Below are 26263 nucleotides of genomic sequence, written 5' to 3'. Positions count from 1 at the left end.
GTGCGGGGGTTAGCTAGCTGGTCCGGCGCAGCGCCGGCGGGGTCCAGCCGCCGGTGAGGGCGGGCTCCTGGGGCCAGTAGAGACGCAGAAAGACGTTGAAGCTGCCCGCGGGGGCGGGGAGCCAGTTGTCCTCGCGCTCCGGGCCGGGGTTCGCGTGCTGGACGTAGATGTCCAGGGAGCCGTCGGGGTTGGTCCGCATGCCGCTGCGGTCGCCGATCGCGTAGCGGTTCAGCGGGTTGTCGGCGAAGAGCTGACGTTCGTTCATCATCGTGAGGGACCAGAAGCCGTCGACGGGCGGGGTCTGCCCGGCGTCGAAGTGCAGCACGTAGGTGTGGGCGCCGTCGAGCGGCCGGCCGTCGGAGTCGGTCGTGGCGTGCGGGTAGAGCGCGTCGGCGTCGAGGTTGGCCCCGTACCCGAACCGGGTGATGACCGCGCGCTTGGCGTAGTCGGTCCCGTAGGCACCGAGACCCCGGTGCACGGTCCACCCGCCGGAGCCCGCGGACTCCGCCTTGGCGAGCAGTTCGCGCAGCACCTCCGGACCGCGCCGCGCGCCCGCGTCCAGGGCGGCGAGCTGCTCGGGGGACAGGTCGTCCAGGCTCGCGCCCGGTGCGATGCCGAGCTTCGCGAGGGTGCCCAGGAACGGGGCGTCGGCGGGGTCCGGAGGGTTGTCGACCATCATCCGGTTGAGCAGCGTGAAGTACGCGCGGCCGCTGAGCGCGTGGACCTTGTCGACGGGTGCCGTCGTGGTGTCGGCACCGGCCGGGACGGGGACGTCGGTGGGAGGGGAGTAGGCGTCGGGGTCGCCGGTCCACTCCGACAGCGGGATCAGCCGCGTGCCGTCCTGGAGCCGGTTGACGGCCGGGAAGTCCGAGGGGCCGCTGGTCGCGTACCGGGCGATGATCCAGTTCACGGTGGTGGGCGACTTCAGCAGGGTCAGGCCGGCGGGGGTCGGGCCCGACCAGGACGGCCCGGCGATCAGGAACGGGCCTGCGGACGAACCGTACGTGCGCCGGCCGACGACGGCGCAGACGTTCGACCAGGCATCCAGGATCGGGACCATCCAGAACCGGTCACCGAAGTCGGGCAGCGCCAGGACCAGCGGCTCCTCGGACAGATCGAGCCAGGCACTGGAGTACAGGGTGTCGGCGTTCGGCGAGACGACCTCGGTGAAGGCGGCGTCCGGCGTGGACCGCATGTAGCAGAACTGATTGACCGGGGCCTTCCGGCGCGCGTCGTCCCGGGCCGGGACCGCCGTCATGTCGCTCTTCGTCAGGGCCGCCGTGACCAGCGGATACCCGTAGAGCCAAGCCTCCGTGGCCGTCTTCTCCATCGACTCGTCCGTCATCGCTTCTCCCAGGTGCTGCGGCGGTTCTCGTCCGGGCCCGACGCTACGAGCGCCTCCCGCCACCCGCGCGGCGAGTCCTCCGAACGGGTGGGGCATGGTCGCTCCGGGCCCTGATGGGTCACCCGACCGCGCCGCGGCGAGGCGGTCGCCGGGGTCGCCACGAAGGTGCGTGCGCGGTCGCCCGGTGTTGGAATGGGAGGCGGCAATGGGTGCGGCCGGGGGCCGTGGGCGCCGCACCGTCGGAGGCAGTCAGCCGCCGGCGAAGTCAGCCGCCAGCGAGGAGTCGGAATGAGCGTCGACGAACTCTCCGAGATGGGACCCGTCGATTACCTGGTCCTGGAGTTCCCGGGCAATCGCATGACCGGAGAAGGCCTGCCCCTGCTGCTCGATCTCGTCGAGCGGCGCATCATCCGCATCCTCGACCTGTCCTTCGTCCGCAAGGACGAGGACGGCACGGTCACCGCGCTCGAACTCACCGACCTGGACGGCGACGGGGAACTCGACCTCGCCGTCTTCGAGGGCGCCTCCTCCGGCCTGCTCGGCGAGGACGACCTCCAGGAGGCCGCCGGCGTCCTCGAACCCGGCAACTCCGCCGGCGTCATCGTGTACGAGAACCTGTGGGCCGCGCCGCTGGCGGCCGCCCTGCGCCGCAGCGGAGCACGCATGGTGGCCAACGGAAGGATCCCGGCCCAGGACCTGCTCGAAACCCTGGAGGCCGTCGAGGCCGGCTCCGCCTCCTGACGGCCGACGGCCGCCCCGACAAGAAGGAAACTGTCATGCCTGGTCTTCTTCGCGGTGTCGCACGCACCGCGGTCGTCGCTGGTACCGCCACCGCCGTGTCCAACCGCGTCTCCCGCCGGCAGGCGGGCCGGTGGGCGCAGCAGGACTACGAGCGAAGCGCCGCGGCGGCGCCCCAGCAGGCCTACGCCGCCCCGCCGCCCGCACCCGCACCGCCGGCCGCGGAGTCGATGGACGCCAAGATCTCCCAGCTGAAGGAGCTCGGTCAGCTCAAGGAGCAAGGGGTGCTCACCGAGGCCGAGTTCGAGGCCCAGAAGAGCCGCATCCTCGGCTCCTGACCGCTCCTGACCTCTCCTGAACCTTTGCTCACCCCGCCGCCCGCGCGCACGCCTCGCGCGGGCGGCGGGGTGAGCGGCGTGAGCGGGTTCAGGAGGACTGCCCGCCGATGCCCTGGTGGTCCGCCTGTTCCGCCACGGCACGGCGGTCCGGATCGGTGAACTCCCGCTCGACCGACTGCCGCAGCAGGCGCAACTGGGCGTGCACCGAGGGGTGCAGCTCCGGCGGCAGGGTGTCGAGCAACCCCTCCAGCATGGCCCGCAGGCGCCGGCAGATCTGCACGGACGAGCTGCCGTAGGCCATGATCTCGCAGGTGGCGAGCTGTAGATAGCTCTCCCAGTCGCGCCCCGGCAGCACGAGCCGTGCAACCCCGTGCCGGTCGGCCAGCACGAAGCGGCCGGGAAGACGCGTCCTGCCCACCGTGTGCAGCAGCCACTCGATGTAGTTGATCACCTGCACGGCGGTCGTGGGGTCGTTGACCGCCGGGGACAGTGCCCGGATCGCGATGTCGACGAGGACCCGCAGCGCGAAGGCGGCGTCCTGGTCGATCGTGCGCTCGGGGCCCAGGGCGACGAGACCGGTCACCCGCGCCGGGTCCGGCACAGACGCGGATGCGGACGCGCCCCCGGCCCGGTGGACCTCGACGAGCACGGTGTCCGGCGCTACGAAGTCCCCGATCAGCCGCGTCACGACGAAGACGCAGTCGTGGCGGGCCGCCTCCGCGACCAGGCCCGGCACGTCGAAGGCCTGCAGGGCACCGCCCCGTTCCGTACGGACGCGCAGCATCGGACCGTCCGCCGGCACGGCCTCGGCCCCCCGGGCGGACATGCCCCGGATCTGTGCCGCGCCGCTCGTGAAGACGGCCTCTCCCATCGCCGCCACCAGCTCCGCCACGGCCACCGGCCGTAGATTGTGGATGAACCGGTTCAGATAGATGAGCAGCAGCACGAGACTGACGGCCACCGCCAGGCCGGCCAGCGCCACCCCGGCGTCAGGCACCGCGTCGGACTCGACGCTGCGCAGCAGGGAGAAGGCGAACGCGAAGGTTCCCGTGAAGGTCGCCAGAACCGCTTTCTGCAGCCGGTCCCGGTACCACAGGCGCATGTACCGGGGCGAGAGCGTACCCGTGGCCTGCTGCACCACAAGCACCCCGATCGTGACGACGAAGCCGAGCAGCGCCACCATCGCCCCCACGATGGCGGTGAGCACACCGCTCGCCGTCGTGGCGGAGTAGTCCCAGTCACCGGGCAGCCACTTCGTGTCGTCGGCGGTCAGCGCGAGCTCGGCGAGCAGCGTGCCGAGGGCGAGACCGAGCATCGGCACGATCCACAGGCTCGATTTGACGTACTGCCGCAGTCGGAATCTGGTGGCCCACGACATCATGCGCACCACGCTAGGGCGATTCCCGCACCGGCGCAGTGGCGGCGCGGCCCCGCCGTCACCTGGGGCGACGGTGCCGTCAGGACGGACCGGCGACGGCGACCTAAGCTGATCGGGTGCGCCGGGTCCGCTCCGACCGCGGCGCGACGGTGCCCCGAGTGCGGTCGACCGGGGCTGAAAGGGGTCGACGATGGACGACTATCCCCTGATCGAGGACCACGGCCTGATCGGTGATCTGCAGACCGCGGCCCTCGTGACGACCGAGGCGACGATCGACTGGTTCTGTTGTCCACGGTTCGATTCGCCCAGCGTCTTCGGCGCTCTGCTCGACCGGCGCGAGGGCGGTCACTTCTCCGTGCGGCCGGCGGTGGACACGTACACCACCAAACAGCTCTACCACCCGGACACCGCCGTTCTGGTGACCCGCTTCATGACCGAGGACGGGGCGGGGGAGGTCGTCGACTTCATGCCGGTGACCGGACGGACCGCGACCGACCGGCACCGGATCGTCCGCATGCTGCGCTGTGTACGCGGCAGCATGACGTTCGAGGGGGAGATCGCCCCGCGCTTCGACTACGGCCGCAAGCCGCACCAGGTGCACCTCACCGAGCACGGGGCCCTGTTCACCTCGGAGGATCTCACCCTCGCCGTCCACGCCGTCCGCGAACCCGCGGACGAACGGCTGGCGAGCACGCTCCGGGCCGGCGACAGGGACGTGCGCTTCTCGCTGACCCTGCGGGCCGGCCAGCAGCGCGGCCTGGTCCTGGAATCGTCCCCCGCGGGGCCGCCGCAGGAGGTCCACCTGGAGGAGTTCCAGCGGCTCTTCGACGAGACGGTCGGCTTCTGGCGCTCGTGGCTGGGCCAGTCCACCTACACCGGCCGCTGGCGGGAGGCGGTGGAACGTTCCGCCGTGACGCTGAAGCTCATGACGTACGCACCGACCGGTGCGCTGGTCGCCGCTCCCACGGCGGGACTTCCCGAGCAGCTGGGCGGCGAGCGCAACTGGGACTACCGGTTCACCTGGATCCGTGACGCCTCGTTCTCGGTGTACGCCCTGCTGGGCCTGGGATTCAAGGAAGAGGCGGCCGCGTTCATCGACTGGCTGCACGACCGGGTGAAGCAGGATGCCGGCCAGGGTAACGGCTCCGGACCACTGAACATCATGTACCGCGTCGACGGCACCGCCGACCTGGTCGAGGAGACCCTCGACCACTGGGAGGGGTATCGCGGCTCCGCCCCCGTCCGGATCGGCAACGGGGCCGCGACCCAGCTCCAGCTGGACATCTACGGCGAGGCGCTCGACAGCATCTACTTCGCGCACGAGCACGGCATGCACCTCGACCACGGCGGCTGGACCGCGCTGCACACCCTGCTCGACTGGCTGGTCGACCACTGGGACCAGCCCGGCGAAGGGCTCTGGGAGACCCGGGGCGGCCGCAAGGACTTCACGTACGGCCGGGTGATGTCCTGGGTGGCCTTCGACCGGGCCCTGCGGATCGCCTACGACGACGGCCGCCCCGCGGCCGGCGGGCGCTGGGTGGACGCGCGGGACGAGATCTACGCGCAGGTGCTCGACCGCGGCTGGGACCCCAAGAAGCAGGCCTTCGTCCAGCACTACGGCGACGACGTGCTCGACTCGGCGCTGCTGCGCATGTCGACCGTCGGCTTCATCATGCCGGACGACCCGATGTGGAAGTCCACCCTGGACGCGATGGAGAGCGAACTCGTCAGCGACAGTCTCGTCTACCGCTACAACCCCGAGGCGTCTCCGGACGGGCTGCGCGGCTCCGAGGGCACCTTCTCGCTCTGCACCTTCCTGTACGTCGACGCCCTGGCCCGGGCCGGACGCATCGACACGGCCCGACTGGTCCTGGAGAAGATGCTCACGTACGCCAACCATCTCGGCCTGTACTCCGAGGAGATCGACCTGACCGGCCGGCAACTGGGCAACTTCCCCCAGGCGTTCACGCACCTGGCGCTGATCGACGCGGCCATCACCCTGGATTCGATGCTCAGGGAGCATCGGTAGCCGCGGGCCCGAGGAGGACGAGAGTGTCCCCGTCCCGGGGGGCGCTCTCGCTCCGCTCCGTGACCGGATCCAGCTGGTGGTCGGCCCGCACCACGAACAGCGTGTCGTGCTCGGGCGGCAGCGGCTCGCCGGCCGGCAGCACCACGAACCGGGCGCCGCGCCGGTAGCGCTCCGCGAGGACATGGCGCACCAGCGAGCGCCCGAAGAGGATGTGGGCGCCCGTGTACGGGGCGACCACGCCGTGGCTGTCCTGCGGCGGGCCCACCCGGTAGACCGGCCCGTCGACGTTGTCCTGCATCACGATCGAGGCGAGCGCGTTGAAGTCGTCGTCGTCCGTGGCCAGGAAGACCGCCGTCACGCCCTCGAGCCGGGCCCCGGGGTTGATGGCCGTGGCGAGGAGTTCGCCCTTGGCCAGTTCGATACCCGTGTCCCTGATCCTCTCCCGCTCCTCGTCGAGACCCGCCCACATCAGCACGTCGAGGCCCGCGGACCGCAGTGCTCTGCCGAGGTCGACCACCCAGGGCTCGCCGCCCACGAGCAGCACCCGGGTACCCGTGTCCTTGACGACCCCGAGGCGCCGGGCCATCGGCGCCGCCGTCAGCGCGTAGAGCAGCACGGTCCCCACGATCACCAGGAAGGTCACCGGAAGGATCTTCGACGCCCCGGTCACCCCCCGCTCGACCAGACCGGCGGAGAAGGCCGAGGCCGTGGACGCCGCGACGATGCCGCGTGGGTCCATCCAGCCGATGAAGCCGCGCTCTCCCCGTGACAGATCCGTGCGCGCGGTCGCGCCGAAGGCCACGAGGGGGCGCACGACCAGGACGAGGATCGCGATCAGGCCGAGCGCGGGAAGGATCACCGGCACCACCGACGCCGGGGTGACGGTGGAGGAGATGGAGACGAAGAGCAGTCCGATGATCAGCTGGACGAGCGTCTCGAAGAAGGGCCGGCGCGCCGGCATGTCGAAGCCGCGGATGTTGGCGACGGCGAGGCCCGCCACGATCGCGGCGATCAGCCCCGTGTCGTCGCGCACGATGTCGCAGCCCGCCGAGATGGCGATCACGACGGCGAGCTGCGCCAGCGTCCCCAGGATCTCGCCGAGCCGCAGGACGCGCAGGGTGAACCAGAGCAGCGCGATGCCCACGACGCCGCCGACCAGACCCACCGCCAGGCTGATGAAGAACTGGCCCAACTGGTAGCCGCGGCCGAGGTCGATCTGGTGCGAGGTGGCCACCGCGTGGAAGGTCAGCGCGCCGAGGATGCCACCGATCGGGTCGGTCAGCGTGCCTTCCCAGATGAGGATGCGCCGCACTCGGTCGGTCGGCCGCACGAAGTCGAGCAGCGGCCCCACGACCGTGGGCCCGGAGACGACGAGGATCACGCCGAGCATCGCCGCCACGCGCAGGTCCATGCCGAACATCGCCGGTGACACCGCCGCGACGACGAGGAAGGTGAGCAGCACGCCGTACGCGAGCAGCCGGCCCACGACTCCCCGGGTGGGGTGGACCAGCTTGCGCAGGTCGAGCCCGAGCCCCGCGTCGTAGAGGATCACCGCGACCGACAGGGACACCAGGTCCGAGAAGGCCGACCCGAGGAGATTGTCGGGGTGGATGACGTCCGTCAGCGCGCCGGCGGCGAACCCGACGGGCAGCAGCACGACGAGGGCCGGGACGCGCAGCTTGCTCGCCAGGATCTGCGAGGCGGTGGCGAGCACCACCGTCAGGGCGAGGCCGAGCAGGATGTCGTTCTCGCTCATTCCGGCTTCCGCAGTTCGGAGTCGGAGAGCTCCGCCAGCTCACCGCGGGTGTCCAGCCGGTAGAGGAGGACGACGGCCGGCATGACCACGAGCAGGGCCACCAGGGTGACGATCGCCAGCCAGGTCAGCGTGGCGGGCGCGCCCGCGGCGTCGGACACCGTCAGCGAGGTCGGGAGGAGGTACGGACGCTGGGCCATGCCCCAGGCGACGATCGCGCACGCGACGACGCCGACCGCCGTGACGCGCACCCAGGCGCCCGGCGTACGCAGCAGCAGCCAGGCCGTCGCGAGGGCGGCCGCTCCGGACACGACGACGAAGAACAGCCCGAGGCCATGGGTGAGTCCGTGCCAGACGTAGGGGGCGTCCTCGTGGGTGACGAACCCGGTGACCACGGCGAGGACGGTGAGCACGGCGAGACTGGCGAGCGCCCGCCGTCTGAAGTAGCCGACCAGATCGGGCGCGTCGAACCTGCGGGCGTCCCCGGTGAGGAACACCGCGCCGAGGAACGCCGTGGTCGCGACGGCGACCAGGCCGAACACCACCGAGGTCGGGCCGGCCCAGACGTCGGCCGAGGCCTCGGTGCCGGGAGCCACCCGTTCCGACGCGACCCCGCCGACGGCGGCCCCCAGGAAGAACGGCGTGACGAGCGAGGCGCACGCGAACACGGCACCGTACAGGCGTCGGCCGGCGAGACGTCGCGTGGGTTTGCGGAGTGCGAAACCGCCGCCCCGCAGCACCATGCCCACGGCGGCCAGGGCGAGCGGGAGCCACATCGCGGAGAACACGGTCTGGAAGAGGACGGGGAAGCCGGTCCACATGATGACCAGAACGAAGATCAGCCAGACGTTGTTGACCTCCCACACGGGAGCCATGGCCTGGTCGATGAGCCGGCGGGGACGCCGGCCGCGTTCCGTCCCGCCGGCCGTCAGGTCCCAGAAACCGGCCCCGTAGTCCGTGCCGCCCGCGCAGGCGTACGCGGTCACGGCCAGGAGCAGCACCACGGCGATGAGGTCGGCGGTCACGGGCCCTCACCCCCGGACCGGCCGGCTCCGGGGCCGCCGGCGGGCACGTCACCCGCGGGAATCGACGCGCGCGGACCGTAGGGGATGTCGTCCTCCGGCGTGTGGGCGCCCGCCGCGGCCTGTTGTTCGTCGGCGAGCCGCCAGCGGGTGCGCATCTTCAGCAGGACGACGAGGAACGAGCCGAACAGGAACACGTACACCGCCGCCACCACCCCGAACATGATCCACAGGCTGGTGGACCGGGTCGCGGTCACGGCCTCGGCGACCCGCATGTTCTCGTAGACGATCCAGGGCTGGCGTCCCACCTCGGCGGCGATCCAGCCGCACTCGACGGCCACGACGGAACCGACGCCGGCGCAGGCCGCGGCGCCGTAGAACCAGCGGGAGGCGGGCAGCCGGCGGTGCCGCAGCCAGACGAGCCCGTACCAGAGGGCGAGCAGGACGAGCGCGGACCCGATGAGGACCATCAGGTCGAAGGCCCAGTGGGCGATGGTCGCCTGAGTGGCCGTCGGGCGCTGATCGGCCGGAACGGAGGTCAGCCCGACCACCTCGGTGTTCGGGCTGAATCCGGCCAGGAAGGAGTCGAGCAGCGGGATCTTGAGGCCGCCCTTGACGCTGCCGTCCTCCTGCAGGCGCCCGAAGAGATACTCCGGGACCCGCGTGTCGGTCTTCCAGACGATCTCCATCGCGGCGAACTTCACCGGCTGCTTGTGGAACACCGACCGGGCGATGGAGTCGCCGAGGACGAACTGCACCGGGGCGGCGACGGCGGCGATGGTGAACGGCACGGCGAACCCGAGCCGGTGGTAGCGGTCCCGGCGGCCGCGCAGCCAGCCCGTGGCGTAGACACCGGCCACCACGAAGCCCGCCGTGAGGATCATCCCCACGACGAAGTGCCAGTACTGCGGGCCGAACATCGGCGTGAAGATCGCCTTCCAGACGTTCACGTCGACCGGGTTGCCCGCCGCGTCGAGCGAGAAGCCCTGGGGCGTGTTCATCCACGAGTTGGCGGCCAGGATGCCGAACGCCCCGAGCAGCGCGGCCAACGGCAGGGGCAGCCCGAGGAGGAAGTGCGTGCGCGGCCTCAGCCTCCGCCACCCGTACAGATAGATGGCGATGAGCACGGCCTCCAGGAAGAAGGCCCAGGCCTCGACGCCGAATCCGACGCCGAAGACGTCACCCCACCGTCCCATCAGGCCGGGCCACAGCAGACCGAACTCGAACGAGAGGACCGTGCCGGTGACGATGCCGAGCGCGAACTGCACCGCCATGACGGCCGACCAACGCCGGGCCAGGAGCAGGGCCGTGGCGTCGTTCCGGCGCAGCCCGCGGTAGTGCATGACCAGGGTGATCAGGGGAAACGCCACGCCGAGGGGGACCAGGATGATGTGGGCGGCCAGCGTGAAGGCCATGAGCTCCCGGGCCGGCAGGAGCTGGGCCGGGGCGTCCGCCAGCAGATGGAGCGAGAGGGGCATGACCGCCTTCGTCGGATCGGTGGGTGACGGGCCGGGAGCGGTTCAGCCGCCGGTGGCGAATCCGGGGAAGAGGGTCATGCCGCCGTCGACGTACAGGGTGGTCCCCACCACGTAGTCCATGAGATCGGAGGCGAGCCCGACGACGGCGTGCGCGATGTCGTCGGGCTCGCCGATCCGGTCGTACGGGATGAGCCGCAGCAGGTCCTTCTGCGCCTCGGGCGTCTCCCAGGCCGCGCGGTTGATCGGGGTCTTGATCGCCCCCGGGGCCACCGCGTTCACCCGGATCTTCTCCGGCGCGAGCTCCTGGGCCAGGGTCTGCATCATCATCTGCACACCGCCCTTGGAGGACGCGTAGTTCACGTGCCCCGCCCAGGGGATGATCTGGTGCACCGAACTCATGCAGATGATCTTCCCCGCGGCCTTGGACACCTCGGGGACCACGCCCCGGCGCCGGAACTCCTTGGCCGCCTCGCGCGCGCACAGGAACTGGCCGGTGAGATTGACGTCGATGACCTTCTGCCACTGGGCGAGGGTCATCTCCATGACCGAGGCGTCACGCTGCAGGCCCGCGTTCGCCACGAGGATGTCGACGGTGCCGAACTCCTTCACCATCCGGTCCGTCATGGCGACGACCTGGCCCTCCTGGGACACGTCGGCCTCGTAGGCCGCCGAGCGCACCCCGAACGAGGCGATCTCCTCGGCCACCTCCTCGGCGGCGTCGCGGCCCGCCACGTAGTTCACCACCACGTCGGCGCCGGCCCGGCCGAGGGCGATGGCCGTGGCCTTGCCGATGCCCGAGTTGGCCCCGGTGACCAGAGCCTTCTGGCCGTGCAGCAAACGCGCCGGGATCACGCCCTGCGGCGCTCCCACCGTGGAATCCATGCCGTCCTGCCTCCTCGCTGCGCGGTTGCGCCGATCCCGGCCGGTCGGGCCGGACTCAGCCACGCAATCACCCGATGAGGTGGTCGGCATCTTCTCGGAAGGGCTGTTGGGCCGTTGGGGGCGGCGGCTTCGTCCGTACGGACCACCGGCCGGCCCCCTGCGTGCCCCGTGCCCGGTGCCCCGTGCCCGCCGTCAGCCTTCAGCCGAGCCGGGCGAGCAGGTGGTCGCCGACCCGCAGCGCGTTGGCGATGGCCGTCAGGGACGGGTTCACCGCGCCGATGCTCGGGAAGAAGCTCGTGTCCACGACATACAGATTGTCGACGTCGTGGGCCTTGCAGTTCACGTCGAGCGCGGAGTCGGCGGGATCGGTGCCGAAGCGCACCGTGCCCGCCTGGTGCGCGGTCGCCCCGATCGGCATGCCCTTGTGCAGATAGATGCTGTGGGACAGCAGATGGTGCTCGTGCATGCCCAGGTGGCCGAGCATCCCCTGCAGTTTGTGCCGCAGCCGCTTCAGGCCCTCGATGTTGTTCTGCTCGTCGAGGGCGAGCCGGATGCGCCCGTCGCCGTCGAGGGTGACCCGGTTGCCGGGCATCGGCAGGTCCTCGCCGCACAGCCAGAAGTCCACGGCGTGATGGGCCAGCACCTCGAACGGCAGGTCGGGGGTCACGGCACCGGCCCACCGGGGTGCCTCGCCGTGGATCTGCTCGGCGTCCGACTTGCCCAGCATCTGGATGCCGCCCAGCGGGAAGTCCCAGTCGTCCGCGCCGAGATACCAGTCGTGCAGGGCCAACGTCTTCTGGAACTGGGTGTCGTTGGGTTCCTTCGACACGGCCATCAGGGCCATGTTGTTGTGCCGCATGTAGTGGCGGCCGACCACGTCGGAGCTGTTCGCAAGGCCGTGGGGATGGTGCTCGTTCGCCGAGGCCAGCAGCAGTGCCGCGGAGTTGACCGCCCCGCAGGAGACGACCACCACGTCCGCCGTGAACCGGACCTCCGAGCCGTCGGGCAGCCGGCCGACGACCGCGCTGACCCTCCGCCCCCGCTCGTCGGTCTCCAGGCGCACCACCTGGGTGTCCGTGACCAGCTCGACGTTGGAATGCTCCAGGGCGGGCTCGACGCAGATCACCTGGGCGTCGGACTTGGCGCGCACCAGACAGGGGAAGCCGTCGACCCGGTTGCACCGGATGCAGACGCTGGAGTGGGTGGGCCGACCCCCGTCCTCCTGGCTCAGATTGACGCCGATCGGCAGGTGGAACGGGTGCAGGCCGCGCTTCTCCAGGTCGTCGCTCAGCTGCTGGATGCGCGGCTCGTGCTCCACGGGCGGATACGCGTACTGCGCGCTGACCGGACCCTCGCCGGGGTCCTCGCCGTGCCGTCCGTGGACCAGGTACAGGTGCTCGGCCTGGGTGTAGTACGGCTCCAGGTCCTCGTACCGGATCGGCCAGGCGGGGGAGAGGCCGCCGTGATGGCGGAGCTCGCCGAAGTCCTCGGGCCGCAGCCGGAAGAGGGCGGCTCCGTAGAACTTGGTGTTTCCGCCGACGTAGTAGTTGACCTCGGGCGGGAACTCGGTGCCGTGCTTGTCGAGCCAGAACTCCGGGGCCCGGTACTTGCCCTTCACGAACACGGCCGTCGAGTCCCAGTTGTCCCGCTCGCGGGGCAGATAGCCGCCGCGTTCGACGAGCAGTACCCGTTTGCCCGACGGGGCGAGGCGATGGGCGAGAGTCCCTCCGCCGGCGCCGGTGCCGATGATGATGACGTCGTAGTGAGGGGCGTCGCCCACGGCGACCACCGTCCTTGGGATCATGGCCCCGACCTGCTGTCAGGCGCCTGGCGCCCCGCTGGGCGAGGCTCCAGCGGTCCCACCTCCCTCGAACGTATCCGCCTTGCCGCGGGACGGCGACCGGAGCGCGCATCCCAGGAGCGCGGCCCGGCTCACAGGACCGCGAGCGGGTTCACGGGCGACCCGGTGGCTCCGGTCAGCCGCAGGGGAGCGACGACGCACAGGAAACTCCAGCGGCCGGCCCGCGCGCAGACCGGGACGAGATCCTCGAACTGCAGGTAGTCCATGAGGTGGATGCCCAGGGCGTGGATGGCCAGGACGTGTACGGGGAAGGCGACGTCCCGCACCGCGCTGGGCGCGGTGTCGTTGTTTCCGTCTCCGCCCAGGGCCGCGACCTCGCGCTCGGCCAGGAACTCCACGGCCGCCGGGTGCAGACCCGCCCGTGCCTCCGCCGCGTTCCACGGCCCGAGTTCGGTGCGCCGGAGACGGTGTCCCACCCTGACGAACAGCAGGTCGCCCGCTCCGACGCGGACGCCCTGCGCGGACTCGGCAGCCGTCAGATCGTCCGGGGTCACCTGGTCGCCCGGCTTCAGCCAGCGCACGCCGCGCAGCCGCGGGATGTCGAGGAGGACGCCCCGGCCGACGATGCCGTTCTCGACCAGGGACACGGAGAGACTGCGGGCGCCCTCGGCCGTCACGGTGCCGGCGGGCACCCCGCCGTAGAGCTCTCCGTCGAACACGACATGGCAGAGGGCGTCGAGATGGCTGTCCGCGTCGCCGTGCACGTTCATGGCGAAGCGGTCCGTGGCGAAGCACAGTGCGCCGGAGGCGACATCGCCCGGGCTCGGCCCGGTCATCCGGTGTACCGCCGGCTCGGGATCGTCGGGCCCGCGCACGGTGTCGATCGGAGCCGCCAGCGACACCGAGCGTCCGAGGCGGACTTCGGCGGCGGCCGCCGCCACCCGTTCGGGAGTCAGATGGCGGAGCGCGCCGCACCGGTCGTCCACCGCCGGCCGGGCCGCCTCTCGGGCCGTCTGTCGTCGCAGGCGCTCGTAGAGCTCCCGGAACTCGTCCGGGGTCATGAGTACCCCCAGGGGCTCAGCCCCCACCGGAGGACGTGCGTCTCGCCCGGCCGCAGCACGGTGAGGTCCGTGCCGCTGCGGAAGGCGTCCGGCGGACAGGACATGGGCTCCACGGCGACGGCTCGCCGCCGTTCGGCGGCCTCGGGCAGCGTGTCACCCGTGTACACCTGCACCCAGCGGGTTCCCTCGCCGAGCCGGAGATCGACGCCGTGCTGTCCGGAGGGGTGCGCGAGCCGTACGGTCGCCGGCCCGTCGGGGAGGCGGTCGAGCCCGGTGAAGGCGGTGTCCAGGCGGAGCTCGCCGATGGGCCGGGCGGTACGGAAGTCGTACGGCGTGCCGTCGACGGGCTCCCGGCCGACGGGCAGGCCCCTGTCGTCGGTACGGAGCAGGTACCGCGCGGGGACCGTCAGCACGGCGCTGTCGACGAGGTCGGTGCCGACCGTCAGATACGGATGCTGCCCCACTCCGTACGGTGCGGGCTCCGTACCGGTGTTGGTCGCGCGGACGGCGGTACTGAGCCCGTCCGGGCCCAGCCGGTACTCGACACGGACGTCGAGGAGGAACGGATAGCCCGGCTGGGGGCAGAGCGTCGTATCGAGCAGCACCGAGTCGTCGGTGCGGGCCAGCGGCTTCCAGAGGGTCCAGCGCAGCAGTCCGTGGATCGCGTTGCTCTTCTCCACTTCGGTCAGCGGGAGTTGCAGGCTCCTGTCGTCGAAGCGGTAGCGTCCGTCGCCGACCCGGTTCGGCCAGGGGACGAGCAGTTGCCCCCGCCCGCCGGTGATGGCGGACCCCGCGGAGAACCCGTCAAGGAGCGGTCGGCCGTTCACGACGTACTCGCGCAGGGTGCCGCCCAGTTGGACCACGACCGCGCTCTGCTCTCCCCGGACCAACCGCCACGAGGCGCCCGTGGGGCCCGGGCACCAGGCCGGCGGTGTCCCGACAGCGGACTCCCCGGGCATCAGCGACAGCACCGCCGCGACGACGGCCTCCGGAGACTGGTCGATCTCCACCACCAACGGGTGCTCGTCGGGCTCCGGTTCCTGGAGCGCCGCGAGCTGGCTGTCCAGCAGGTCCGCCGGGAAGAAGTGACCGTGCCGCGCGGCCAACCGGGACTCCAGCAGCTCGCGCGAGCCGTGCAGGTACACCAGAAGAACCTCGGGGCGCCCTGCGAGGAGTCCGTTCCGGTAGTCGCGCTTGAGCGCCGAGCAGGTGACGACGGCCTGCCCGCCGGCTGCGATCGTCCGGTCCATCCAGGCCCCGATCGCCTCCAGCCACGGCCGCCGGTCGCTGTCCGTGAGGGGACGACCGGCGGCCATCTTGGCGCGGTCGGCCTCGGAGTGGAAATCGTCCGCGTCCCGGTACGCCCAGCCCAGCCGCTCGGCGAGCAGGCGGCCCACGGTCGACTTGCCCGAGCCGGCGACACCGATGACGAGGAGCAGCGTCGGCCGTGCGGGCGTCGTCGCTTCGCATGCCACGGCGGCCGTCCCGGACGTCAGTTCCGCACCGGTCGGGGAGCGACGCACCACTCGCCGCCGCGTGTCTGCCCTCCCGGACCGGGCGCGTTCGTGTGGGTCGTCATGCCGGGCTCCTCCCGCGTCTGCCCGCCGAGACGTCCCCGTCCGGTGGGTCGGCTACCTCCAATCTGACCCGCGTCGTCCCCCGACGCATGTCGGCGGGACGAGCAGGCCGGTGCTCGGTACGGCGTCTTTCCGCCCGGAATCGCGCGCTTCATGGCTGGCAAGCCTTTGCCATGGCGAGGACTTGCCGTCACGGGGCCTTCACGACGGTGTTCACCGGTCGATAGACCCATGGCATGTCCTCCCCCTCGTATCTTTCCGCCCTCCGGCGCAGGCGCCGGCAGCTGATCTCGGCCGCCGTCGCGGTGCCCCTCCTCGCCTCGGGTCTCGCCGTCGCGCAGGCACCGGCCCAGGCTGCTCCGAGCAAGCCGGCCGTCCCCGCCAAGCCCTCGGCGACCCACCGGGTCACCCTGGTCACCGGAGACGTCGTCACGGTCACCACGACCGCCGACGGCAAGCAGATGGCCGACGTCGACCGACCGGACGACGCCTTCGGCGGTGTCAGACTCCAAGAGATCCAGGGCGACCTGTTCGTCATCCCGGACGAGGCCGGGCCGCTGCTCGGAGCCGGCACGCTGGACCGGCGGCTGTTCAATGTCACCGACCTGATCGAGATGGGCTACGACGACGCGAAGTCGGGCGCGGTGCCGCTGATCGCGACGTACACCCCGGCGAAGTCCCGCGCGGCCGTCGAACCGACCGCTCCCCGGGGAAGCAGGCTGACCCGCAAGCTCAAGGGCATCGGCGCCGCCGCGCTCAGCACCGAGAAGCGCCAGGCCCGCACCTTCTGGAACACCGTCGCGCCGCAGGGCGGCACACAGTTGGGCGCCGGCGTCGCCAAGCTGTGGCTCGACGGCCGGGTGAAGCCCGCCCTGAAGGAGAGCGTGCCGCTGATCGGCGCGCCCGAGGCCTGGGCCGCCGGCTACACCGGCAAGGGTGTCAAGGTCGCGGTGCTCGACACCGGCGTCGACGTCAACCACCCCGACTTCGCCGGGCTGATCGACGGCACGACCAGCTTCGTGCCGGGGGAGGGCGTCACCGACGTCAACGGACACGGCACGCATGTGGCCGGCACCATCGTCGGCTCGGGCGCCGCTTCCGGGGGCGAGAACAAGGGCGTCGCGCCCGGCGCCGACCTCTACGTCGGCAAGGTGCTCGGCGGCGCCGAGGGTTCCGGCCAGGACTCCTGGGTCATGGCAGGCATGCAGTGGGCCGCCGAGTCCGGCGCCGACGTCGTCAACATGAGCCTCGGCGACTCCTACCCCACGGACGGAAGCGACCCGATGTCGCAGTTGGTCGACGCGCTCTCCGAGCAGTACGGCACGCTGTTCGTCATAGCCGCCGGCAACGCGGGTCCGGAGAGCATCTCCGCCCCGGGCGCGGCGGCCGCGGCGCTGACCGTGGCGGCCACGGACAAGCAGGACGGGCTCGCGTCCTTCTCCAGCACCGGCCCGCTGGCGTACTCCGGTGGCATGAAGCCGGACATCGCGGCGCCGGGCGTGGACATCACCGCCGCCCGCTCGCAGGAGATGACCGACGGTGGCGAGGGCCTCTACCGCACCCTGAGCGGCACTTCGATGGCCACCCCGCACGTGGTCGGCGCGGCGGCGCTCCTGGCACAGCAGCACCCGGACTGGACCGGCGCGCAGCTCAAGGAACACCTGATGAGCACCGCGAAGGGCCTCGACGCCGCGTATTCGCCGTACGAGGTCGGCACCGGCCGTCTTGACGTGACCGCCGCCGTGCGCACCGCCGTCCGCGGCACCGGATCGCTCTTCTTCGGCAACCACACCTGGCCCCACGAGCCGAGTGACGTGGCCGTCACGAAGGACCTGACCTTCACCAACTCCGGTTCCGCCGACGTCACGCTGAACCTGGCGCTGACCGGCACGGACGGCCCGTTCTCGCTGGGCGCCGCCACGGTGACGGTCCCGGCGGGCGACAAGGCGACCGTCCCGGTGACCGGCGACCCGCAGGCCGCCTCGGCCGGACGGCACGTCGGCTACGTGATCGGTACCGACGCGGCCACCGGACGGCCGGTGACCCGCACCTCCGTGGCGCTGCTCAAGGAGGAGGAGCGCTACGACCTGAACATCAAGCTGGTCGGCCGGGACGGCAAGCCCGCCGCCGGCTGGGTCTCGGTCAACCTGGCGGGCGACGGCTGGCCCTGGTCGCTCTACGTCGACGGCTCCGCCACCATGCGCATGGCCCCCGGCCGGTACACCGTCGCCGCCTACCTCGACGTGACCGGCGAGCGGGCGGACCGTTCGGGCCTGGCCGTCCTCGTCGACCCGGAGACCGTGCTCAAGGACGCCTCCGCGGACGTGGTCCTCGACGCGAGCAAGGCACACCTGCTGCGGACCGAGGCGCCGCAGCGCGCCCAGGACCGCCAGCGCAAGGTCGACTTCAACGTCCACTACACCGGCTTCGACGCCTGGTGGGACTACCGCGGCGCGTACGTGCTGCCGCCGACGTACGACGACGTCTACGTCTCCCCGACGGAGCCGATGACGCAGGGCGAGTTCACGCTGATCACCCGCTGGCGCAAGGGCGAACCGCAGCTCGGCCTGAGCACGGTCGACGGCCGGCTCGACCTGGAGACCCTGGTGCAGGGCGGCAGTGCCCTGGGCACCGCCACGGACCGGCTGACCGCGGTCTACGCGGGCAAGGGCGCGGCCGCCGACTACGCGGGGCTCGGCGTGAAGGGCAAGGTCGCCGTCGTCGAGCGCAGCGACGAGGTCGCGCCGGAGGAGCGCGCCGCCGCCGCGGCCGCCGCCGGGGCGAAGGCCCTGATCGTGGTCAACGACGCGGTCGGCGGCCTGCTGGAGTACGTCGGCGAGTCCGCCATCCCGGTCGCCACCGTGCACCGCGACGCGGGTCGCGCCCTCGTCGCGCAGGCCAGGGCCGGCAACCTCAAGCTGACCGTGCGGCAGACCGAGTACACGCCGTTCGTCTACGACCTGACCCGCGACTACCCCGGCCAGGTGCCGGACCGGGCCCTGGTCTACCAGCCCACCAAGGCCGAGCTCGCCCGGATCGACGCCCGCTACCACGCGGCCGCGGGCGGCCGCCTCGCCGAGGGCTACCGGTCCGACTTCACCCTCAGCCCGTCGTTCAACTTCCCCGAGGCCGAGTGGCACCCGGGCACCCGCACCGAATGGGTGACCCCGGGTCAGGTCTGGCGGGAGTTCCACACCCAGGGCATGGACACCGCCCTGCCATGGTCGATGGTGTCGGGCGACAACACGTACGCCGCGGGCAGCACCACCCGGCTCGACTGGTTCGCTCCGGCGACCCGTCCCGGCCAGAGCGAGTCCTTCGGCGTCTACAACTCCCGCTGGCAGAACTACATGACCTGGAACGTGCAGCCCTGGGCCTCGGCCAGCGACACCATGCGCCTCGGCGGCTACCTGCCGTGGGGCGAGACGCCGACCCACCTGCAGATCTTCCAGGGCGACACGCTCATCCACGACAACCCGAACGGCTCCGACATGCAGTGGGCGGAGGTGCCGGCCGGTGACCTGCCCTACCGTGCCGTCCTCGACGCGGAGCGGCCCGCCGACCTCTTCCGGCTGTCGACGCGCACCCACACCGAGTGGACCTTCAGGTCCGGCACGGTGGACTCGGAGTTCTTCGAGCCGTTCTCGGTGCTGAACCTGGACTACCGCCTGGAGACGGACCTGCACGGCGACGTCAGGGCCAACACCACCCAGCAGATCGCGCTCAAGCCGGTGTCGACGGACCTGGGCGCCGTGCCGGGCAAGGTCACCACCGTGACGCTCGACGTCTCGTACGACGACGGCGCCACCTGGCAGAAGGTGACCCTGGCCAAGGGCACCGACGGCTCCTGGACGGGTTCCTTCAGGACGGCCCGGAAGCCCGGCGGCTTCGTCTCGCTCCGCGCGGGTGCCGGGACGGACCGGGGCTTCGGCGTCAAGAACGAGATCATCCGGGCGTACGGCCTGCGATGAGCCCCACCCTCGGGCCCCGGGGCGGCGACGCCCCGGGGCCCTTCCCCACGCACCCGCTCCCATCAGGGTCTTTTCACGGTCTGCCACCGTGGCGCATACTCTCCCCGCTGCGGCAACCGGAAGAGAGTCGATCGCCGATGCTGGATGTTCTGGGCCTCGAACCCGACGAGGAGCGTGTCTACCGGGCGCTGATCGGACGGCCCGACACCACCGCGGCCCTGCTCTCGGACCAGCTCGCGCTGTCCCACGCCCCCGTCGACCAGGCCCTGTCGCGCCTGGTCGAGTGCGGCCTGGCGACCCGGTCGGCGGACGCCCGCTTCACCGCCGCGCCGCCGGCCATGGCCCTCGGCGCCCTCATCGGCCGGCGCCGGGACGAACTGCGCACGGCCGAGCAGGCGCTGGTCACCTTCGCCGAGGAACACCGGGCCGCGATGACCGGCAGCAGCATCACCGATCTGATCGAGGTCGTCACCGGCGTCGACGCCATCCGGCACCGCTTCCTCCAGGTGCAGCAGGCGGCCCGGACACAGGTCCGCTCCTTCATCACCGCACCGTTCGTCGCCCTGCCGCCGGACGAGAACACGGCCGAGCCCATGGCCCTCGGCCGCGGGGTGCACTTCCGCGCCGTACTGGACCGCGAGGTCCTGGCCGAGCCGGGCATCGTCCAGGACGCCATCGAATCCCTGCGCAACGGTGTGGAACTGCGGGTCGCGGACCACGTGCCGATGAAACTCGTGCTCGCCGACGCCGATCTGGGCCTGGTCCCGCTCGCGGTCACCCCGGCGGGTGAGCCCGGCGCTGTGCTGCTGCACCGCAGCGGCCTGCTGGACGCGCTGGACGCCCTGTTCGAGACGGTGTGGCGCACGGCCCAGCCGCTCCGGTTGTCGGGCACGGAGGGCGAATCCGAAGCGATCACCGAGGTCGGCCCCGAGGGCCCCACCGAGCTCGACCGCAGGATCCTCGCGCTGCTCCTGGCCGGCTTGACGGACCTGTCGGCCGCGACCCAGCTCGGTCTGTCGGCGCGTACGCTGCACCGGCGCCTGCGTCATCTCATGGACCTGGCCGGGGTGCGGACCCGGATGCAGCTGGGCGCCCACGCCGTGCGAGCCGGCTGGCTGGAGCGCTCGGGCCTCTGATCGAGGATCAGGCGAGGACGTTGACGGCGCGGGCGACCACCAGTCCGAGAATGAGCAGGGAGACCAGGGACTGAATGCCCATGGCGATCTTGGCCCAAGGAGCCAGGGGCATCACGTCGGTGGGGCTGAACGCGGTGGCGTTGGTCAGCGCGAGGTAGAGGTAGTCGACGAAGCGGGGCCGCCAGTCGGCGTCTGCCACTTCGGGGTTGAGCTGCTGCGGGAAGGCGAGCGCGGGCGTGGCGGGCATGTGGTGGAGACGGGCCGCCGCCCCACCGCAGTCGAGCTCGAAGTACAGCAGGGAGAAGGCCAGAACCGTACAGGCCCACACCGTGCCGCCGCTCTGCAGCAGGCTGGTGGCGGAGCTGGTCTCCTTGCCGCCCTGGAGGATGTCGTCGACCAGCTGGGCGGTGGACCAGACGGCGCTGAGCGCGAGAACGCACACCAGGGCGATCGACATGGTGCGCAGCACCGTCGATCGTCGGTCGATCCGGCCCGGGTCGCCGGCGATGAGCGCGAGCAGGAGCAATCCCTCCACGGCCGGGAGTACCCAGTGAGGCGCGAGGCGGAGGTCGTCGGGGAGGAGGATGGTCAGCACCATGGCGGCGACGACAGCGGTGGCCATCGGCCACCGGCTCTCACCGACGGGCCCGTGCGCACTCGAACTCTCGGGCGGCTCGGGGATGCGTCCGGTCACGGTGGCGGGCCCTTACAGTCGAGTGCCAGCGGTTGTCGTCGTCCTGCGCTCGGAAGATGCGGCGGGCGTGTCAACGGCACCCGTGCTGCAGAACCTGCACCTTCCCGTTCCACCGTGCCACGCCAGTCAGCGCTCTGCCGCCTGACCGGCTGGCGGCCTACGGCACTCGCACGGGCACTTCCAGCGGCGCCCGGAACGACAGCAGGCCGAGCATGGGAGGCTCCGCCGGCCCGTCGGCGTCGGCCGGCAGGATGCCGGGAAGGGCGCGTGCCGCCGCCCGCAGGGCCACGGTCGCCTCCGTGCGCGCCAGGGAGGCGCCCGGGCACCGGTGACGGCCGGCACCGAAGGCCAGGTGATGGCGGATGCCGGACCGGTACGGACACATCGTCGCGGGCTCCGCGAACACCTCCGGATCGGACCCGCTGCCCATCAGCATGAGGAGCAGCGGGGCGCCGGCCGGCAGGCGTACCCCGCCCAGCGAAACGGCCCGCGCGGTGAGCCGGCGCCACGTCGTCACCGGCGGCTCCCGGCGCAGGACCTCCTCCACCCACGCCTCGGCGAGCCCGGCTTCGTCGGCCACCCGGGTCCACAGGCCCGGTTCCGAGGACACGCGGCGAAGCACCGTGGCGATGAGCTGCCCGGTGGTGGACTGACCGGCGATGAAGACGAAGAAGCAGGCGGCGACCGCCGTCCGCACGTCCAGCGGCTCGCCGCCGGGCAGCCGATGGCGGCGGAGCGCCCCGATGAAGGAGTCCTCGGGAACCGTGCCGCTCCGGACGGTCGCGGTGAGCCATCGGTGGAAGTCCGCGACGAGTTCCGCCAGCGCCGGCTGCCGTTCCGGAGACGGCCTGCCGTAGAACAGCTCCAGCGAGGCGTCGCTCCAGCGGATCAGGGTCGTCGGCTCGATGTCCTCGATGCCGAGCAGCTCCATCAGGACCCGGCACGGAAGGATCTGCGCGTACGAGGCGAACAGGTCGCAGGAGCCGGCGGCGTCCAGCGTGGACCGCACCCGGCCGAGCAGCTCCCCGGCGATCCGCTCGATCACGGGCACGGCTTCTTCCACGCGCCGCGCGTGGAAGAACCGCGTGACCAGGCGGCGCAGTCCCGCGTGGCTCTCGGTGCCGTTGTTGGCGAGCGCGGGCGGAAGCGTGAAGCCCGCGCGGGCGAGGATCCTGAGCACGGAGACGGGCAGCGGGGTGACGGCGTGCTGGGCGTTGTCCGGCAGGAAGTCCTCCGGTTCCAGCAGGACCCGCCGGATGTCCCGGTGCCGGCTGACCAGCCACAGTCCGGTGCCGGCGTCGTGGTGGACGGGGGAGTCGGTCCGCAGGAGTTCCAGCCAGGGGTACGGGTCCCTGACGAAGGGCTCGCCGAACACGTCGAGCAGCCCGGGCGGACCGGAGCGGCCCCAGGCTGCTCCGGTGCCGGGTGGGAACGCCTCCAGGGCCGGGGAAGTCACGGCCGGAGGTTACACGCGGGAGATGCGCTCTCCGGCCGGATGTGCCCCGCATCACTACACGAAAGGCGCAGGTGAGACCGGACCGCTCCCCATGGCACGCCGTGCGAGGGGCGGGATCGCGCCAACTGTGAACGGGACCCGCACGCAACTTCCGGGACCGGTGGGACACCCCTATGCTCCTGCGTCGGACATCGGGTTACCGCCGGTAAAGGGGTTGGGGTATGGATCGTACGGGAACCTCGCGACGCACCTTCGTGGCCGGCGTGGCCGCCACGACCGGAGCGGCCGCCGTCGGGGCGGTCGCGCCCGGCGCCGTACCGGCCGTTGCCGCGGAGTCGCCCGCGCCGCAGTCCGTGGCCGTGCTCGGCGGTGGCGTCGCGGGACTGACCGCGGCCCACGAGCTGGCCGAGCGCGGCTTTCGGGTCACCGTCTACGAGCGCCGGGCGCTGGGCGGCAAGGCCCGCTCCATGGACGTGCCGGACAGCGCGCACGGCAGCCGGCGCCCGCTCCCCGCCGAGCACGGCTTCCGATTCATCCCCGGCATCTACCACAATCTCCCCGACACGATGCGGCGCATCCCCTTCCCGGGGAACGCCAACGGAGTCTGGGACAACCTCGTCGCTCCGGCCGAGATGTCCTTCGCCCGCACCGGCCGCGAGGACCTGCGCATCCCGCTCCCCTGGCCGGGGCACAGGCCCGCCGAGCTCACCCTCGACGAGATCCGCCGCGCCCTGACGGCTCTCCTCGACACCGCCCGTTCCATCCCGCTCCACGAGGCCGCGTACTTCGTCAACCGCTTCCTCGTCTTCCTGACCAGCTGCGACGAGCGGCGCGACGAGGCGTGGGAACGGACACCCTGGTGGGAGTTCCTGCGGGCCGAGCGGATGAGCTACGACTACCAGCGCATCCTGGCGGTCGGGCTGACCCGCAACATCGTCGCGACGAAGGCCGAGGAGGCCAGCACCCGTACGGTCGCCACCCTCCTGGAGGCCTTCACCTTCAACGCCTTGGGGCGCGGCGCCGACGGGCCCCTCGACCGGATCCTGAACCTGCCCACCAACGAGGCCTGGATCGATCCCTGGGCGGCTCATCTGACGAGCCTCGGGGTGGAGTTCCGCATCGGCTGGACCGTGCGGGAGCTGGACTACGACGCCGGCTCCGGGCGGATCGGCGCGGCCGTCGTCGAGGACCCGCAGGGCGTCCGCCGCTCGGTGACCGCCGATCACTACGTCTCCGCGATGCCGGTGGAGCACGCCCGGCGGACCTGGAGTGCGGCCCTGCGGGCGGCGGATCCGCAGCTGGCACGGTGCGACAAGCTGGAAACGGACTGGATGACGGGCATCCAGTTCTATCTCACCGAACACGCGCCGCTCCTCGCCGGACACGCCAACTGCATCGACTCCCCCTGGTCCTTGACGGCCATCCAGCAGGCGCGCCACTGGCCCTCCCGCGACTTCCCCGCCGACTACGGCGACGGAGCCGCTGTCGACTGCCTCTCGGTCGACATCTCGGAATGGGACCGACCCGGCATCCTCTACGGAAAGACAGCCAAACAGTGCACCCGCACAGAGGTCGCCCGAGAGGTCTGGGCGCAGTTGAAAGCCGCGTTCAACGACACCGGCCGTACGGTCCTGAAGGACAGCGCGCTGCACTCCTGGTTCCTGGACCCGGGAGTCGACGGCCTCGGCACGCCGAACCCGACCAACGAGGACCAGCTCCTCATCCATCCGGTCGGCACCTTCCACAATCGCCCGCAGGCCGCCACCAAGATCCCCAACTTCTTCCTGGCCGGCGACTACGTGGCCGTCGACATCGACCTCGCGACGATGGAAGGCGCCAACGCCTCCGCCCGCCAGGCCGTCAACGCCCTGCTCGACAGCACCGACTCGCCCGCCGCGCGCTGCGCGGTGCGACCGCTCTTCCGCGCCCCGGAACTGGAGGGACTCAAGCGCCACGACCGTCTGCGCTACCGACTCGGCCTGCGCAACGCGCTCGACATGGGCTGAGGACGATGACAACCAGGGTCCGGCCCATGACCAGGTCCTGGGTCGGACTTGGGGTCCGCTGCAGTTCATGGACGGCTTTTCGGATCGCCCGAGTCTGAGCCGAGGATCGCGGATCCCGGAGAGTGCTCGGTGTGATGGGGCGATGATGTCCGTGAGCGGTGTGCCTTCCTGAATCCACCGCCCCAGGCCCTCGCAGTCTACGAGCCGGACCCGGTCACGCTCCTCCGCCCACATCTGTGCCCCCGCCCGTGAACCGGCCGTTCGTGACCACGATCGGCAGCGTCGAGGGATGGTCCGCCATGGCCCCGCCGTACAGGTGCTGTACGACCGGTTGCCCTACTGGTCCGTTGCCGTCCCGGCGACGAGCTGTTCGAAATCGGAGTGATGGACGGTGTCCACGGCTGCCATGTCCAGCGCCGGTGGCTTCGACAGGAGATCGAGGAGCGAGGACACCATGCCCCAGAGGTCGTCCCCCCCCACTCCTTCAAGGTTCCGTACCGAGCGGGTAGGGCGGCCACGTCCTCGGTGTACCGCTGCACGAACTCGGCGGTGGGCTTGAACGGCTGCCCGCCCTCGAACCTCAGCAGCAGTGTGGAGGCATACGCGAAGGTCTCGCCCATTCGCTGGATCTTCTGCCAGTCAGCCGGCTGGAGAAATGGCGTGACGGAGGCGAGGTCGTGCAACTCCCGCGCCTGAGCTGTACGGCGAATCGATGTGAGGTCTAGCGTGACGACCTCCCGCAGGAGACCGACGAGGGCTCGATGAATGTCATCGAGTGCCGCGTCGCATTTCGCGACATCCTGGAAGACGGCGAAGTCTGAACGTATGCGGCCAGGTTCAAACCCGCCCTCGGCGTGACCTTCGCCGACGCGGAGCAAGGCAGGCCGTTGACCTTCGCCCTCATGGCAAAGTGGCAGCGAACCGTGCTGGGCCACGATGGCGGCGGTTTCAGAGAGCTTTCAATCTGATCTGCCCATCCCGTCACGCGCTGCCCGGACCTTCCTCTACATCCTCTTCTTCCATCCGTTCGAAGACGGCAACGCCCGTGCGGCCATACTGGCGTTGGCCTTCGTCCTGGCCTGCAAAGGCGTTCTCCTCGACCAGGGGCCGACGACGCCGAAGGCGCGGCCGACCTGGCGGTGCTGCTCGGAATCCTGATCACCGCCGCGGAACAGCGTCCGTCCCACGGGAGGCAGTCATGAACGAACGCGATGTCCTGCTCAACGAGCTCGCGCAGGAGATGCGCCCGATGTCAGACGGCGTTGAATGGTTCGACGCCCTCAGCCAGGAAGAGCAGTCCGAAGTGCTGCTGCTCCTGCGTCATCACTGCATCCAGGCGCGCGCCGTCGCCGAGGACGCACCAGAGAGCATCCGCCGTTCCGGGCTGCGCCCGACGCATACGCCCGCAGTGCTGCTCTCACGAGGCCGGATCGACGAGCAACTGGGAAAGATCGCCGGCCTCACACCCTTGGACGAGCGCCGGAAGGCGTTCAGGCTACTGACCGCGGTGCTCACCGTTGCCGACGCGCGGCGCCGCGAGCGCCTTTGCTCCGAAGGCTGCAGTCACTGGTGGCACAGACTGTCCGTCGTCGCTTGAA

The 26263-nt window shown here is 71.3% G+C and carries 19 protein-coding genes; 8 read left to right on the top strand and 11 right to left on the bottom strand.

Annotated features, from left to right (window positions below; all coding sequences use genetic code 11):
• Positions 1-13 precede the first annotated feature (13 nt).
• A complete protein-coding gene (locus KV205_RS08515; RefSeq protein WP_265863472.1) occupies positions 14-1345 on the bottom strand; it encodes a DUF1254 domain-containing protein in 1332 nt (443 codons plus the stop codon).
• Between the two features lie 288 nt (positions 1346-1633).
• Between KV205_RS08515 and KV205_RS08510 the strand changes: the two genes are divergently transcribed.
• Positions 1634-2086 (top strand): DUF6325 family protein, encoded by a 453-nt coding sequence (locus KV205_RS08510; protein WP_265863471.1) that lies wholly within the window; start codon positions 1634-1636, stop codon positions 2084-2086.
• Between the two features lie 35 nt (positions 2087-2121).
• On the top strand, positions 2122-2421 hold the full coding sequence (locus tag KV205_RS08505) for an SHOCT domain-containing protein (RefSeq protein WP_265863470.1): 300 nt from the start codon (positions 2122-2124) through the stop codon (positions 2419-2421).
• An 88-nt stretch (positions 2422-2509) separates the two neighbouring features.
• On the opposite strand, the gene KV205_RS08500 is transcribed toward KV205_RS08505, so the two are convergent.
• Positions 2510-3802, bottom strand: a complete 1293-nt coding sequence (locus KV205_RS08500) for a DUF2254 domain-containing protein (protein ID WP_265863469.1) — start codon at positions 3800-3802, stop codon at positions 2510-2512.
• 187 nt (positions 3803-3989) lie between these two features.
• On the opposite strand from KV205_RS08500, the gene KV205_RS08495 reads away from it, so the two are divergent.
• Positions 3990-5828, top strand: a complete 1839-nt coding sequence (locus tag KV205_RS08495; protein ID WP_265863468.1) for a glycoside hydrolase family 15 protein — start codon at positions 3990-3992, stop codon at positions 5826-5828.
• Here KV205_RS08495 and KV205_RS08490 read toward each other — a convergent pair.
• From KV205_RS08490 to KV205_RS08460, 7 genes are all read right to left on the bottom strand, one after another.
• Positions 5812-7584: a sodium:proton antiporter gene (locus KV205_RS08490; protein WP_265863467.1), complete on the bottom strand. Its 1773-nt coding sequence runs from the start codon at positions 7582-7584 to the stop codon at positions 5812-5814. The genes KV205_RS08495 and KV205_RS08490 overlap by 17 nt on opposite strands.
• A complete protein-coding gene (locus KV205_RS08485; RefSeq protein WP_265863466.1) occupies positions 7581-8606 on the bottom strand; it encodes a cytochrome d ubiquinol oxidase subunit II in 1026 nt (341 codons plus the stop codon). The genes KV205_RS08490 and KV205_RS08485 overlap by 4 nt, the downstream gene beginning before the upstream one ends.
• Positions 8603-10081 carry a cytochrome ubiquinol oxidase subunit I gene (locus KV205_RS08480; protein ID WP_265863465.1) on the bottom strand — a complete coding sequence of 493 codons (1479 nt, stop codon included), beginning with the start codon at positions 10079-10081 and terminating at the stop codon, positions 8603-8605. Before KV205_RS08480 ends, KV205_RS08485 begins: the two co-directional genes overlap by 4 nt.
• A gap of 42 nt (positions 10082-10123) precedes the next feature.
• Positions 10124-10963, bottom strand: coding sequence for an SDR family oxidoreductase (locus tag KV205_RS08475; protein ID WP_265863464.1), 840 nt, complete (start codon positions 10961-10963; stop codon positions 10124-10126).
• 199 nt (positions 10964-11162) lie between these two features.
• The gene (locus KV205_RS08470; RefSeq protein ID WP_265863463.1) at positions 11163-12767 is read right to left on the bottom strand and encodes a GMC oxidoreductase; all 1605 of its coding nucleotides are present in this window, start codon (positions 12765-12767) and stop codon (positions 11163-11165) included.
• Positions 12768-12895: 128 nt separating this feature from the next.
• Positions 12896-13825: a cyclase family protein gene (locus KV205_RS08465; RefSeq protein ID WP_265863462.1), complete on the bottom strand. Its 930-nt coding sequence runs from the start codon at positions 13823-13825 to the stop codon at positions 12896-12898.
• Complete coding sequence (locus KV205_RS08460; RefSeq protein ID WP_308404067.1) at positions 13822-15300, bottom strand: gluconokinase, GntK/IdnK-type; 1479 nt, start codon at positions 15298-15300, stop codon at positions 13822-13824. The genes KV205_RS08465 and KV205_RS08460 overlap by 4 nt, the downstream gene beginning before the upstream one ends.
• A 338-nt stretch (positions 15301-15638) precedes the next feature.
• Between KV205_RS08460 and KV205_RS08450 the strand changes: the two genes are divergently transcribed.
• Together KV205_RS08450 and KV205_RS08445 are read left to right on the top strand one after the other, a co-directional pair.
• A complete protein-coding gene (locus KV205_RS08450; RefSeq protein WP_265863461.1) occupies positions 15639-19373 on the top strand; it encodes a S8 family serine peptidase in 3735 nt (1244 codons plus the stop codon).
• Positions 19374-19510: 137 nt separating this feature from the next.
• Positions 19511-20509 carry a helix-turn-helix domain-containing protein gene (locus KV205_RS08445; RefSeq protein WP_265863460.1) on the top strand — a complete coding sequence of 333 codons (999 nt, stop codon included), beginning with the start codon at positions 19511-19513 and terminating at the stop codon, positions 20507-20509.
• Positions 20510-20516: 7 nt separating this feature from the next.
• Here KV205_RS08445 and KV205_RS08440 read toward each other — a convergent pair whose 3' ends face one another.
• Together KV205_RS08440 and KV205_RS08435 are read right to left on the bottom strand one after the other, a co-directional pair.
• On the bottom strand, positions 20517-21131 hold the full coding sequence (locus KV205_RS08440; RefSeq protein WP_265863459.1) for a hypothetical protein: 615 nt from the start codon (positions 21129-21131) through the stop codon (positions 20517-20519).
• Between the two features lie 229 nt (positions 21132-21360).
• Positions 21361-22659: a cytochrome P450 gene (locus tag KV205_RS08435; RefSeq protein WP_265863458.1), complete on the bottom strand. Its 1299-nt coding sequence runs from the start codon at positions 22657-22659 to the stop codon at positions 21361-21363.
• Positions 22660-22880: 221 nt separating this feature from the next.
• On the opposite strand from KV205_RS08435, the gene KV205_RS08430 reads away from it, so the two are divergent.
• The 3 genes from KV205_RS08430 to KV205_RS08420 all read left to right on the top strand — a co-directional run bounded on the left by KV205_RS08430 (position 22881) and on the right by KV205_RS08420 (position 26262).
• The gene (locus KV205_RS08430; RefSeq protein ID WP_265863457.1) at positions 22881-24665 is read left to right on the top strand and encodes an FAD-dependent oxidoreductase; all 1785 of its coding nucleotides are present in this window, start codon (positions 22881-22883) and stop codon (positions 24663-24665) included.
• Positions 24666-25601: 936 nt separating this feature from the next.
• A complete protein-coding gene (locus tag KV205_RS08425; protein ID WP_265863456.1) occupies positions 25602-25823 on the top strand; it encodes a Fic family protein in 222 nt (73 codons plus the stop codon).
• A 40-nt stretch (positions 25824-25863) separates the two neighbouring features.
• Positions 25864-26262, top strand: a complete 399-nt coding sequence (locus KV205_RS08420) for a DUF5958 family protein (RefSeq protein WP_265863455.1) — start codon at positions 25864-25866, stop codon at positions 26260-26262.
• Position 26263: the final 1 nt, after the last annotated feature.

The organism is Streptomyces sp. SKN60 (assembly GCF_026236535.1).
Classification (GTDB): domain Bacteria; phylum Actinomycetota; class Actinomycetes; order Streptomycetales; family Streptomycetaceae; genus Streptomyces.
This window is presented reverse-complemented; position numbering and strand designations above follow the sequence as displayed.

Bases quoted from the DNA above. Each gene is read 5' to 3' on its own strand.
- KV205_RS08515 (WP_265863472.1), bottom strand. From the start codon at position 1,345: ATGACGGACGAGTCGATGGAGAAGACGGCCACGGAGGCTTGGCTCTAC.
- KV205_RS08510 (WP_265863471.1), top strand. From the start codon at position 1,634: ATGAGCGTCGACGAACTCTCCGAGATGGGACCCGTCGATTACCTGGTC.
- KV205_RS08505 (WP_265863470.1), top strand. From the start codon at position 2,122: ATGCCTGGTCTTCTTCGCGGTGTCGCACGCACCGCGGTCGTCGCTGGT.
- KV205_RS08500 (WP_265863469.1), bottom strand. From the start codon at position 3,802: ATGATGTCGTGGGCCACCAGATTCCGACTGCGGCAGTACGTCAAATCG.
- KV205_RS08495 (WP_265863468.1), top strand. From the start codon at position 3,990: ATGGACGACTATCCCCTGATCGAGGACCACGGCCTGATCGGTGATCTG.
- KV205_RS08490 (WP_265863467.1), bottom strand. From the start codon at position 7,584: ATGAGCGAGAACGACATCCTGCTCGGCCTCGCCCTGACGGTGGTGCTC.
- KV205_RS08480 (WP_265863465.1), bottom strand. From the start codon at position 10,081: ATGCCCCTCTCGCTCCATCTGCTGGCGGACGCCCCGGCCCAGCTCCTG.
- KV205_RS08475 (WP_265863464.1), bottom strand. From the start codon at position 10,963: ATGGATTCCACGGTGGGAGCGCCGCAGGGCGTGATCCCGGCGCGTTTG.
- KV205_RS08470 (WP_265863463.1), bottom strand. From the start codon at position 12,767: ATGATCCCAAGGACGGTGGTCGCCGTGGGCGACGCCCCTCACTACGAC.
- KV205_RS08465 (WP_265863462.1), bottom strand. From the start codon at position 13,825: ATGACCCCGGACGAGTTCCGGGAGCTCTACGAGCGCCTGCGACGACAG.
- KV205_RS08450 (WP_265863461.1), top strand. From the start codon at position 15,639: ATGTCCTCCCCCTCGTATCTTTCCGCCCTCCGGCGCAGGCGCCGGCAG.
- KV205_RS08445 (WP_265863460.1), top strand. From the start codon at position 19,511: ATGCTGGATGTTCTGGGCCTCGAACCCGACGAGGAGCGTGTCTACCGG.
- KV205_RS08440 (WP_265863459.1), bottom strand. From the start codon at position 21,131: ATGGCCACCGCTGTCGTCGCCGCCATGGTGCTGACCATCCTCCTCCCC.
- KV205_RS08430 (WP_265863457.1), top strand. From the start codon at position 22,881: ATGGATCGTACGGGAACCTCGCGACGCACCTTCGTGGCCGGCGTGGCC.
- KV205_RS08425 (WP_265863456.1), top strand. From the start codon at position 25,602: ATGGCGGCGGTTTCAGAGAGCTTTCAATCTGATCTGCCCATCCCGTCA.
- KV205_RS08420 (WP_265863455.1), top strand. From the start codon at position 25,864: ATGAACGAACGCGATGTCCTGCTCAACGAGCTCGCGCAGGAGATGCGC.